The 11404-nt window shown below is 60.5% G+C and carries 13 protein-coding genes and 2 pseudogenes; 9 read left to right on the plus strand and 6 right to left on the minus strand.

The features are described from left to right. Positions 1-45: 45 nt before the first annotated feature. Positions 46-1221, minus strand: a complete 1176-nt coding sequence (locus tag FFM81_RS32640) for a putative sodium/potassium/calcium exchanger (RefSeq protein ID WP_246401177.1) — start codon at positions 1219-1221, stop codon at positions 46-48. 192 nt (positions 1222-1413) lie between these two features. Here FFM81_RS32640 and FFM81_RS07595 point away from each other — a divergent pair, with 192 nt between their 5' ends. From FFM81_RS07595 to FFM81_RS07610, 4 genes are all read left to right on the plus strand, one after another. Next, positions 1414-1989 (plus strand): transglutaminase-like cysteine peptidase, encoded by a 576-nt coding sequence (locus FFM81_RS07595; RefSeq protein WP_025416552.1) that lies wholly within the window; start codon positions 1414-1416, stop codon positions 1987-1989. A 218-nt stretch (positions 1990-2207) separates the two neighbouring features. Then, positions 2208-2609: a hypothetical protein gene (locus FFM81_RS07600; protein WP_003564674.1), complete on the plus strand. Its 402-nt coding sequence runs from the start codon at positions 2208-2210 to the stop codon at positions 2607-2609. A gap of 344 nt (positions 2610-2953) precedes the next feature. Next, positions 2954-3352: an ester cyclase gene (locus FFM81_RS07605; protein ID WP_003564673.1), complete on the plus strand. Its 399-nt coding sequence runs from the start codon at positions 2954-2956 to the stop codon at positions 3350-3352. Positions 3353-3403: 51 nt separating this feature from the next. After that, on the plus strand, positions 3404-4114 hold the full coding sequence (locus FFM81_RS07610; RefSeq protein WP_003564671.1) for a methyltransferase family protein: 711 nt from the start codon (positions 3404-3406) through the stop codon (positions 4112-4114). 124 nt (positions 4115-4238) lie between these two features. On the opposite strand, the gene FFM81_RS07615 is transcribed toward FFM81_RS07610, so the two are convergent. Next, on the minus strand, positions 4239-4769 hold the full coding sequence (locus tag FFM81_RS07615) for a gamma carbonic anhydrase family protein (RefSeq protein ID WP_003564668.1): 531 nt from the start codon (positions 4767-4769) through the stop codon (positions 4239-4241). 12 nt (positions 4770-4781) lie between these two features. Further along, positions 4782-5477 carry a fumarylacetoacetate hydrolase family protein gene (locus FFM81_RS07620; RefSeq protein WP_097534172.1) on the minus strand — a complete coding sequence of 232 codons (696 nt, stop codon included), beginning with the start codon at positions 5475-5477 and terminating at the stop codon, positions 4782-4784. A 272-nt stretch (positions 5478-5749) separates the two neighbouring features. Between FFM81_RS07620 and FFM81_RS07625 the strand changes: the two genes are divergently transcribed. After that, positions 5750-6502 carry a nucleotidyltransferase domain-containing protein gene (locus FFM81_RS07625; RefSeq protein WP_003564664.1) on the plus strand — a complete coding sequence of 251 codons (753 nt, stop codon included), beginning with the start codon at positions 5750-5752 and terminating at the stop codon, positions 6500-6502. A 93-nt stretch (positions 6503-6595) separates the two neighbouring features. Here the strand turns inward: FFM81_RS07625 and FFM81_RS07630 are convergent. Further along, positions 6596-7114, minus strand: a pseudogene (locus FFM81_RS07630) (DMT family transporter); the annotation flags it as partial. On the opposite strand from FFM81_RS07630, the gene FFM81_RS07635 reads away from it, so the two are divergent. Then, positions 7074-7898: a LysR family transcriptional regulator gene (locus tag FFM81_RS07635; protein ID WP_138385753.1), complete on the plus strand. Its 825-nt coding sequence runs from the start codon at positions 7074-7076 to the stop codon at positions 7896-7898. The pseudogene FFM81_RS07630 and the gene FFM81_RS07635 overlap by 41 nt on opposite strands. A 5-nt stretch (positions 7899-7903) precedes the next feature. Here the strand turns inward: FFM81_RS07635 and FFM81_RS07640 are convergent. Next, positions 7904-8884: pseudogene (locus FFM81_RS07640) on the minus strand (SDR family oxidoreductase). A 150-nt stretch (positions 8885-9034) separates the two neighbouring features. Next, positions 9035-9592: a DUF308 domain-containing protein gene (locus tag FFM81_RS07645; protein ID WP_097534178.1), complete on the minus strand. Its 558-nt coding sequence runs from the start codon at positions 9590-9592 to the stop codon at positions 9035-9037. A gap of 140 nt (positions 9593-9732) precedes the next feature. Here FFM81_RS07645 and FFM81_RS07650 point away from each other — a divergent pair, with 140 nt between their 5' ends. From FFM81_RS07650 to FFM81_RS07660, 3 genes are all read left to right on the plus strand, one after another. After that, positions 9733-10320, plus strand: a complete 588-nt coding sequence (locus tag FFM81_RS07650; RefSeq protein WP_138385754.1) for a TetR/AcrR family transcriptional regulator — start codon at positions 9733-9735, stop codon at positions 10318-10320. 41 nt (positions 10321-10361) lie between these two features. Further along, a complete protein-coding gene (locus tag FFM81_RS07655) occupies positions 10362-10901 on the plus strand; it encodes a GNAT family N-acetyltransferase (protein WP_138385755.1) in 540 nt (179 codons plus the stop codon). 133 nt (positions 10902-11034) lie between these two features. Next, positions 11035-11385: an antibiotic biosynthesis monooxygenase family protein gene (locus tag FFM81_RS07660; RefSeq protein ID WP_003564653.1), complete on the plus strand. Its 351-nt coding sequence runs from the start codon at positions 11035-11037 to the stop codon at positions 11383-11385. The last annotated feature ends 19 nt before the right edge of the window (positions 11386-11404 follow it).

Genomic DNA, 11404 nt, shown 5'->3' on the forward strand with positions numbered 1-11404 from the left:
TTTGCATTGTTTCGCCGGTCGAGTTTAATCCCGGCCAGCGTTAGGTCAGCCCTTGCCGGGGCCGCCGTTGTCGCCCTTGCCGGAACCGCCGTTGTCGCTCTTGCCGGAACCGCCATTGTCGCTCTTGCCGGAACCGCCATTGTCGCTCTTGCCGGAACCGCCATTATCGCTCTTGCCGGAACCGCCATTGTCGCTCTTGCCGGAACCGCCATTATCGCTCTTGCCGGAACCGCCATTATCGCTCTCGCCGGAACCGCCATTGTCGCTCTTGCCGGAACCGCCATTGTCGCTCTTGCCGGAACCGCCATTGTCGCTCTTGCCGGAACCGCCATTGTCGCTCTTGCCGGAACCGCCGTTGTCGCTCTTGCCGGAACCGCCATTGTCGCTCTTGCCGGAACCGCCATTGTCGCTCTTGCCGGAACCGCCATTGTCGCTCTTGTCGGAGCCGCCGTTGTCGCTCTTGCCGGAACCGCCATTGTCGCTCTTGCCGGAACCGCCATTGTCGCTCTTGCCGGAACCGCCATTGTCGCTCTTGCCGGAACCGCCATTGTCGCTCTTGCCGGAACCGCCATTGTCGCTCTTGCCGGAACCGCCGTTGTCGCTCTCGCCGGAACCGCCATTGTCGCTCTTGCCGGGACCGTCATTGTCGCCCTTGCCGGGACCACCCTTGTCACCCTTGCCCTTGTCATCCTTGCCGTGGTCGCGGTCTTTTCCATCCTTGCCGCCGCCATGATCATCGCGGTCCTTGCCGCCGTGATCGTTCTTTCCGTGCTCGCCCTTGCCATCCTTGCCGTGGTCGCGGTCTTTTCCATCCTTGCCGCGGCCGTGATGATCGTGATCCTTGCCGCCGTGGTCGCCTTTTCCGTGGTGGCCATCCTTGCCGGGGTCTTGATCTTTTCCGCCGGTGTCGTCGCCTTGATCAACGCCTTCGCCGTTGCCACCGCTGCCGCTGTTGCCATTACCATCGTTCCCATTGCTGGCGACCGAGCCGGTGTTGGATGTCTTCTTGCCGCCGCCAACGTTTTGGCTGCCGTGATCGCTATCGTTGGAACTGAATTTGTTATCGGTCTGAATTGCTCTTGTCGGCATGCACAGCCTGTATTCGAGTGTGCCGCGAACTGCGCTGTTGCAATTAACAACTGCCGGAGCTGCCGTTGCCAAGCTGCTGCTTGCCAGGAGGGAAGCAATGGCAAGGCCGAATTTCGATGCTCTGCTGATCATTTCATACGTCTCCCAAAAGGTTAACCGAATGTTAATGGGAGGAATTCTTATACTAACGATGAATTAACGGAAAGAATAAACAATGGTTAATCTGTATCGGCTATATAATAAGGTTAAATTCTCAAGTATAAAATTTTAATAAATTTTTATCCCGACTCTGCTATTGTCGTGGGGTAAATAAGGGAATCGGCTATGAGGCGTCTCTTTTCTCTTGCTGCTATTTTAGCCATTCTTCTGCCTTTTCAGGCCGTTGCCGGATCATCACTGCCTGTGACCAGAAGCATCGGCGCACCTGTGGGGTTCGGCGCAGCCTGCGCCAAGTACAAGTGGCTGTGCGGCAGGATGGCGGCGCAACAGCGGAACGACGCTGCAGGAATAGCGCTTCTTCAAAAGATCAATCGTGCCGTCAACGGACGCATCATTCCTGCAGAAGATCGTCCGTCATCCGGAAGCAGGGATGTTTGGTCTCTGCCGGTTGCCGGCCGTGGCGACTGTGAGGACTACGCTCTCCAGAAGATGAAGGACCTGATCGAGGCTGGTTTTCCATCGAACCGACTGGCCCTTTCGGTGGTCATTGGACCGCATGATCAAAACCATGTCGTTCTCGTCGCCCGGACGGATGGCGGCGATTATGTGCTCGATAATCTGACCAGTGTGGTGAAGCCATGGCGCACCACGGGCTATACGTTCCTGGCCACTCAGGATTTTCGATCGCGCACGGGCTGGCGCGTGACGCTTGCCGGTCCCCGCGCAGGTGAGTTCTCCTGAGGCGGGCCGTCGCTCAGACTCCAACGCGAACAACGCCAAAATCGAGTGCAGATAGCGGTAAATTCGACGTAGAATTGCGTGCTCAACACCGTGCTTGATGCGTGCCTGATGTAAGAATCGGAAACACTTTGTGACTAAGTGTCTCCAAAAGCAGCGTTTTTTGACTTGCCGCGTCAAGAGAGATGAAGGATATTCTGCAAACGTTGAGGGAAGCCTTCATGATCAGAATGATTGAAAACCCTGCCGAACTGGCTGGCGAAGATATCACCGGCAAATATATTCTCCGAAGGCTGAACTATCATTGGTTCGCCTACGGCAAGGCGGCCATTGTGACTGCCTGCAAGGGAACGATCCTGCATCTCGAGCGGGAAGAAACGGTCTATTCCGAGCGTTGGGGCCGTCGCGCCTATAGCGGAACCGGCAAGCGTTACCCCGGCGGCATCTGTCCCATTTCGGCCGTCGCCTGCGTTTGCGATACGCCCGACGACGTCAATGCCGTCATTCAACTGGATGTCGAAGCGCAGGACGAATTCTATCAGCTGATCGCCAAGACGGAAGCCAGGGTTCAGGCTCTTGCCGCTTCCTCACGAAACAGCCAGTTTCTCGAAGCGGCCGAGTAGGGCGGTTTTTCAACGATGTAAGGTAACCGCCACGGCAGTCTCCGGTAACTCGAACGCGGTATACGAGGGGCGTTGTTGCAATCCGACGCAGCTTTCATTCGTTGGGTTGCCATCGGGTTGCGCGTGGGGAGAAGAGGGAGCAACCGGCACCTCAACCCTGCATCAACGAGGGGAAGAACTGAGGCACCGTCTCAAATCTCTTTCCGCGCATGACCGTCGAAGGACCGGGCTGGCGGCTCGTGTCTCATACGGCGATGTGGATGGTGACAGCGGAACTGCCGTAACCAAATCAACCCGCGACCCTACCTTTCTCACAGAAACTGCCGACAAACAGGAGCAGTCGCGTGACCAAGACTGAACTCTCGGACCTCTATCGCGGCTACATCGCCTGCCTGAACAGGCAGGACTGGCCGAAACTCGGGCAGTTCGTCGATGAGGGCGCGGTGCATAACGGCCGGCGACTCGGGGTGTCGGGTTACGTCGAAATGCTGGAGCGGGATTTCGATGAGATTCCCGATCTCTATTTCAATGTGGTGACGTTGGTTGCCGATCCGCCTTACGTTGCGTGCCGGCTCGGCTTCGACTGCGCGCCGAAGGGAAAGTTCCTCGGGCTCGACGTGAACGGCCGACGCCTTTCCTTCGCCGAGAACGTCATCTACGAATTTCGCGGTGGAAAGATCGTCGAGGTCTGGTCGGTCATCGACAAGGCGGCGATCGAAGCCCAGCTTCGGGGCGAGAGCTGATCGCCCGACCTTGAAGTGGGCGCATATCCCGAGGAGAAAGGAGCGGCGGTCATGACACGGCAGGACATCCGTCCCGGTCAGATATTCGCAGCCGCAGCGCCATCGCTCGGATCGCTTGCGATAACCATAGCCCTGATGTTTGCCGCGCTCTTCTGGCCAGCCGGCAGGCTCGATTGGCCGCGCGGCTGGATGTTTCTCGGCCTCTTTCTTGCGCTGACATTTGTCGCGATGATCTGGATCTGGCGCGTGAACCCGGAACTGTTTGCGGCGCGCAGCCGATACCAGAAAGGCACCAAGGCCTGGGACGCCGTGGTGGCGACACTGACGATCATTCTCTTTGCGGCCATTCTTCCGGTCGGCGCCTTGGATGACGGGCGGTTCCTTTGGGCGCCGCAGCCCGATTGGGTCGTCCTTCTCGGCTATCTCCTGATGACATCAGGTTATCTCGGCCTGACTTGGGCGCAGTCCGTCAACCGGCACTTCGAGCCGACGGTGCGCATCCAAACCGATCGCGACCATAAGGTGATCGACACCGGCCCCTATGCCGTCATCCGCCACCCGGGATACGCCTTCGCCATCGTGCTGGGCATCGGAATGGCGCTGTCGCTTGGCTCGCTTTACGCGCTGATCCCCGCCGGCCTGCTTGTCGTCGTGCTTTTCGGCCGGACGCTGGGGGAGGAGGCGGAATTGCGCAAGGGGCTCGAGGGATATGTCGAGTATATGGGGCGGGTGCGCTGGCGCTGGATTCCGGGTGTTTGGTGAGCGTGAGACTTTACCCCTTCCTTTACAGGTGTCCCACGGCACACCCATCACCTCTCTCCGGCCTCATCCTGTAGTACCCCGCAAAGGGCCTCGAAGGGCGAGGGCGGCCGCAATTCCCACCTAATCACCCAATGACCTTCAGATCGCGGGCGAAGCGTTGCCAGTTGGCGACGTAGTTTTTCGCCGAGCGGCGGATGGCTTCGATTGCGGCGTCGTCGAGCAGGCGCACGACGCGGGCGGGGGCCCCGACGATCAGAGAGTTATCGGGGAATTCCTTGCCCTCAGTCACCAGCGCATTGGCCCCGACCAGGCAGTTGCTGCCGATCTTCGCGCCATTCAGAATGGTGGCGCCCATGCCGATTAGCACGTTGTCGCCGAGCGTGCAGCCGTGGAGGATGGCGTGGTGGCCGATGGTGCAGCCTTCGCCGGTGGTCAGCGGGAAGCCCATGTCGGTATGGGCCATCACGCCTTCCTGGATATTGGTGCCGGCGCCAATGGTGATCCGCTCATTGTCGCCGCGCAGCACTGAGCCGAACCAGATGCCGACATTCTCACCGACCTCGATGTCGCCGATCACATGCGCATCCGGCGCGATCCAGTGAAGGCCGGCGGGCGGTAGCTTCGGGGTCAGTCCGCCAAGGGCGTAGATCGGCATGGTATCCTCCGCTCAGACGACTTCGACCGACAGCGTCGCAACGCCGTCGATGCCGCAGGTGATGCGGTCGCCCCTCGCAACCGCGCCGACGCCGGCCGGTGTGCCGGTCATGATCACATCGCCCGGCGCCAGCACGAAGAGCTTCGAGAGCTCGGCGATGATCTCGGGCGCCTTCCAGATCATCTGGTTGAGGTCGCCGTCCTGGACGCGCCTGCCGTTCTGCTCCAGCCAGATCCGGCCATCGGCGGGATGGCCGAGCCGGCTTGCCGGCACGATCGCCGAGACGGGGGCGGAATGTTCGAAGGCCTTGGCGAGCTCCCAGGGGCGGCCGAGCTTCTTGGCTTCGCCCTGCAGATCGCGGCGGGTGAAATCGATGCCGACGGCGTAGCCGTAGATGCAGTCGAGCGCGTCTGCGGCCTCAATGTCAGCGCCGCCCGATTTCAGCGCCAGCACGCATTCGACCTCGTAATGGACGTCGTTCGACAGCGGCGGATAGGGAAAAGCATTTCCCGCCGGCAGCAGATTGTCGGCGTTCTTCTGGAAGAAGAAGGGCGGCTCGCGGGAGGGATCATGGCCCATCTCGATCGCATGGTCGGCATAGTTGCGCCCCACGCAATAGACGCGTCGCACCGGAAAGCGCTCATCGGTGCCGTCGACCGGCAGCAGAACCGGTGCGGGACGCGGAATGACGGTGGCGGGATGGGGCATGGCGGGTCTTCCTGTTCAACGAGTCTTTCGTTGATCTTAAACGGAAAACAATGCGGCGGGGAAGCGTGCTTGACAGATTGACGCTGTTGCCGACGATCGATAACTTACATTCATGAGCAGGATTTTCACAGTTTCTACGATGTCTACGACCACCGTTTGGCGGTGGGTGGCAGACGCGTGAACCGAATTCCGTTCATTGCAGAAGACACCAACCCGCCGGAAACGAGCGGGTTTTTTGTTGCCGCTCGTCTCCGGCTTTCGAGGACGAGAACATGGACGATATCGCGAAACAGATTCTTGCCGAGCGGGTGCTCGCCGCCGCCCGCCGCTCTGTCGCCTGCCGCTATGCCGGGGCCGCCTTCGCCTATGTCTCCGGCTCCATCATGCGCGGCGAAGGGACCGAGTTTTCGGATATCGATCTGGTCATCGTGTTCCCGGCGCTGGAAAGAGCTTGGCGGGAATCGTTCACGGAGGATGAGTTTCCGGTCGAGGCTTTCGTCCATGATCCGCAGACGCTGGCGCATTATATTCATCAGGATGCCGAGAGCGGTTATCCTATCATGGGCAATATGGTTGCGACGGGCAGCATATTGGGACCGGAATTCGAGCGTGCCCGCGCTATCCAGGAAAAGGCTGCAGGCATGCTGGCGGCAGGACCGAAACCGCTGGCCGGGCCGGCCTATGACGCGTTGCGCTATCATGTGACCGACCTTGCCGACGATCTGCGCGGCAAGCGCCCGCCCGAAGAGGTCGCCGCCATCGCCGCGCATCTCTACCAGAAACTCGCCGATCTCATTCTGCTCGGGCATGGCCAATGGGCCGGCCGGGGAAAATGGGCGCCGCGCCTGCTCAGGGCATTCGACCCGCAATTGGCGAGCGAATTCGACACGGCGTTCCGCCTGGCGGCGCAGGGCGACGGAGCCCGGCTTCTCGATCTCGCGGACCGGACGCTCGCCTTGCACGGCGGCCGTTATTTTGATGGATACAGGCAGGACGCTCCGCTGGCGGCGCGGCGGCTGGAATAGAGGTGCTATCAAAGAATGGCAAAGAGAGCCTCACATGAAGGCAAGGCTGCGCTGCGGCATGTCCTTCGAGGCTTCGGCAAAAATACGGCGCTTTCACCCCCGCGCGGTCATCCAGATCCCCACCATCGTCACCGCAAGGCCGATGAACATCGTTGCCGTCAACGGCTCGGAGAAGAGTGCCCAAGCCCATACCATGGTGATCGGCGGGCTGAGGTAGATGACGGCGCTGACTTGCGCCACCGGGAACAGCCGCAGACTGGTATAATAGATCGAATAGGCGGCGAAGGTCGCAAACAGCACGAGCCATGCTATGCCGATGACGAATTCGGCCGTCATCGGCGGGGCGACGTTGCCCTGCAGTAAGGCGCCAAGGGAAAACAGGGCCGAGCCGGTCAGGGTCTGGATGCAGAGGCTCTGGTGCACGGGCATATGCTTCGTGCGCCGGCGTCTGTAGAGAACGGAGGCCAGCGCAAAAACCACCATCGAACCGACCGTCAGCCCATAGGCCCAGAACGGGGCCTCGCCGAAGCTCAGGCTTTCGAGCGAAACGAGCAATACGCCCGCCACCGCAATCGCCGTCCCCAGCCATTGCCGATGTGTTAGCCGCTCGCCAGACGCGCTGCGGGTCCTGTGGTCCGTTCGCCGCCACGGCGGGATCACCCGCGCTGCCGGGGCGCTCGGCCTGTCGCAGTCGGCCGTCAGCCACAAGATCAAGCGGCTTGAAACCAGCCTCGATTGCCACCTGCTGAGCCGCAGGCCGGGAGCGCCGATGTTTACCGCCGCCGGCGAGGATCTGCTCGATTATGCCGAGCGCATCCTCGGCCTGCATGATGAAGCGCTTCTCAGCCTGACGAAAACGCCGCTCGCCGGGCGCATCGCGTTGGGGCTGACAGAGGATACGACCTGCAGCCTGGTGCTGAGGGCGATGCTTGAGCGGGGAGAACTCGACGCCGCGATCGTGCAGATTTTTGCCCATGAGGTCCGCCCGAGCGATATCGTGCTCTTCCGCGAGCAGATCCACTGGGTGAAGCATCCGGACCTCGTTCTGCCGCCGGGTGGTCCTATCCCGTTCCTGTCCTTCGACGACGAATGTTTCTACCGCCAATGGGCGCTCGATATCGGTCAGGACGGCGACACGCTGCTCGAAACGGTCTTCGAATGCGCAAGCGCGGCCGGCATCATCTCGGCCGTCACCTCGGCCCTCGGCGTGGCGCTTCTAAACGGGCGCCACCTGCGCCCGGAGATGGAGATCATCACCAACCGCCTGCCGGCGCCTCCCGCCTTGGCCTATGTCGCGCGCCGCGCCCGAAAGGCGCGAAATCCGGCGCTCGATACGCTGGTCGCCGAGATCGAGAATGAGGTCAGTCGGTATGGCGGGCTGACTTTGGCGAGTTGATGTCTCTAGCCGAGAGCACCTTGCTCCGCGCAAATCCTGTCGATCAGAGCATCCAGTTCACCCCGCGGCGGACGGCTCTTTGCCAGGCGCTATTTGAGGTGCACGATCGAGTCTGCCAGGATTTCCTCCAGGCTCTCGGCGCAGGTGAATTCGCCCGCCACGCGCTTGACCTTCGAATTGTCGAAGATTGCGGTCCAGGCCTTGTCGCCGAGGAGCGGGCCGATCCATTCCGGATTGTATCTGACCAGCGTGTCGGTCGGCACGTGCACGATCTTTGCCTCGACGCTCAGCAATCTCGCGATGGTCTTCTGGATATCGTCCCAGATATGCGCACGGTCGGAGGTGATGTGAAAAATTTCGCGCAGCGCCGCTTGCTTGCCGAAAAGGCCGACGAAAGGCACGGCGAAATCGACCGAGCGGGTGAGCGTCCAGGGCGTGTGGCCGTCGCCCGCCACGATGATAGGCTCGCCGTCCAGCATGCGCCTCGCCATAATGTCGGCGTCGCCCATCATCATCGGCAGGCCGGTGCGGACGGTGTGGCTGGGGCGGATGATCGTCCAGGCGAGATTACTGGATTTCTGGAGCAGTTCCTCGCAGGCGATTTTGGCCTGGCTGTAGGGCCAGTAGGGATTGATCGCCGGCGTTTCCTCGGTGATCACGTAATGACGCGGCGGTTTTTCGTAGACCGAGGCCGAGGAGATGAAGATGTACTGGCCGCAATTGCCGGAGAACAGCTCGATGTCGCGCGCCACCTCATCCCTGGTAAAGGCGATGAACTGGCAGACGACATCATAATTGGCCCTGGCGAGATCGGCGTAGGCATCCGATCCAAGCTCCCCGACGATCGAGGTCGTCCCGGCAGGCAAGGCGGCGCTTCTCAGGCCGCGATTGAAGACGCTGACATCGTGACCTTCGGCAACGGCGCGTTCGACGCATGGATGGGAGATCTGGCCGGTGCCGCCAATGAAGAGAACTTTCAAAGCCATGGGAGTGACCTCGGGGTCTAGGGGCGGGAACTGCGATCACCCTTCATAGCGTGAAAGAAGGTGGTCGTCTCCCGCAAATCTCCGCCGAGAGCATGGGGAACGAGCGGCGGCGGCGATAACCTCTGATCGCCGCCGCGCCGACCGGGCAGCCTATGCATGCGCCTTGCGACGGGCTGCGACGACAAGCCAGATCGAGGACAGCAGGAAATAGAAGGCGCCGAACCCGGCATAGGGCACGATATCAAGGATAGTCGGTGCGTCGATGCCAAACGACTGGCTGATCATGAAGCCGCCGGCAAGGGCCGACTGTGCGCCGCTCAGGATCATGACCCATTGGGCGCCGTCGGTACGCCAGCGCCTCACGCCAGTATAGAGCTGCAACAGGCCGGAGAGGATCGCCCAGGCTCCGAACACGGCGAGGACGGCGTAGGTGCTATTGCTGACCGCGATGATGACGGCGAGCGCCGTGACCGTGCTGACCGCGACATTCAGCGTTTGGGACGGGTTGGCTTGCAGGCCGCCATTGACCTTGGCGTCGATCAGATTGGCGAGCGCATCCCACAAGGGATAGACCACCAGCAGAAAGGCAACGGCGCGTGACTGTCCGGCAAAGAGGATGGCGGCGGAAATCCAGACCATCGAGAAGGCGGCACGGGTAAAATAATAAGATCTCAGCCAGTTGGACTGAAGGGAAGATGGAGTTTGCATCGGCAGATTCCTTTGTGATTGCCTGCCTACTAGTAGGTAGATAGCAAAATGGAGTCAACGCGCCGGCCGCACACCTTGTTGTGATAGCACCGATGCAGTGAGAGTCTTGACAATTCGCCTACCAGAAGGTAGGCGACGCTATGAAATCAATGGCTTCCACTTCCGACAAGATCCTGGATATCGCGCAGTCGCTTATCGTGGCGGGAGGCTACAACGGCTTCAGCTATGCCGACATCTCGGCTGCGATCGGCATCAGGAAAGCCAGCATCCACCATCATTTTCCGACAAAGGCCGAACTGGTGGCGGTGCTGGTGGAGCGCTACTTCAAGCAGGCGCAGGCGGGTCTGCAGTCGCTGCGCGAGCAGGCCGCAAGCCCCGCCGATCAGCTGCATTTCTACGTCAATTATTGGCACACATGCATTCGCGACGCCTCGCAGCCCTTCTGCGTCTGCGCGATGCTCGCCGGCGAAATGCAGATGCTGCCCGACGAGGTCGCCTCCCGCGTCCGCGCCCATTTCCAGGGCCTCGCGGCATGGCTGACCTTGGTGCTGCAGGCAGGCGTCGAGCAGGGCCAGTTCCGGCTGGACAAGCGGCCGGAAGAGCAGGCGCAAATGCTGATGGCCTCGGTTCATGGGGCGATGCTCTCGGCGAGGGCACTCGGCGATCCCGGGCTGTTCATTGCGGTCGTCGCTCCTGAGATCTCGAGGCTGCGGGTCCCGGCGCGCTAGAGGAATTCTCTGGCCGAATCCTGATCGAAACTGGATGAGAGATGCGCGAAAGAGAATTCAATGGCGATGTGGCGCCGGTAACGAGGCAGACGACAAGGTTGAGGCTCAGAATTCCTGAGCCGGCGGATATTCATTTCCTGACCGAACTTTTTTCAAGGCCGGAATTGGTCGCGCATCGGCCCGTGCCCCGGCCGGGCTCGCCGGAAGAAAGTGCGGAGCGGCTTGCGCGCGATATCAAGCATTGGAAAGAGAACGGCTTCGGGCGCTGGGCGGTCGAGACGGCGGATGCGTTGATCGGTTTCGGCGGCGTGACCATTTCCAGAGATTTCGATGGCCTCAATCTTTCCTATCATCTGCAGCCCAAAAGCTGGGGGCGGGGCTATGCCACAGAACTGGTCAGAGAAACTCTGGCCTTTGCCTTTGACGACTTGGATGCGGACCGGGTGATCGGGTTGGTTCGCTCGGCCAACGCAGCGTCAAAACAGGTTCTTGAGAAATGCGGCTTCCGTTTCGAACGCGAGGTCATGCTGCACAGCGCGCCGACCAACCTCTATGCGATCGATAAACGCAGAAGGAAATAGTAACTGCTCGCACCGAATGTTTTGCAATGGTTCTTAGGCGCCATCTGCTATGGCTCGGCTTGGTAGCGCTTGAATACACCTGCACTCTCTGAGAGTGTGATCGAATTGCTGTCGGCTACAAGCGAGATGCTGAATGCGCATTTCTTCTCTACCGGAACCTCCATACTACATGGTGAGCTTCACGTCTCAGCGAACCGATATAGACGACGGTTATGGTGAGATGGGTTATGCAATGACCGAACTCGCAAGCCGACAGCCGGGCTATCTTGGTTTCGAAAGTGCTCGCGGAGCAGATGGCTTCGGCATATTGATCTCCTACTGGAAGGACGAGGCAAGCATCCGCAGCTGGAAGTCCGTCGTCGATCACGTCGAGGCACAACGTCGAGGACGGCAGGACTGGTATTCCCGATATGAAATTCGCGTTGCGCTGGTTCAGCGGGCCTATGGGTTTGACCTCGAGAAGCAGTCGATTGCAGGCGATTGAGAATCCCCATTGGTGACCG

This window comes from Rhizobium hidalgonense, assembly GCF_005862185.2.
In the GTDB taxonomy this organism is placed as follows: domain Bacteria; phylum Pseudomonadota; class Alphaproteobacteria; order Rhizobiales; family Rhizobiaceae; genus Rhizobium; species Rhizobium hidalgonense.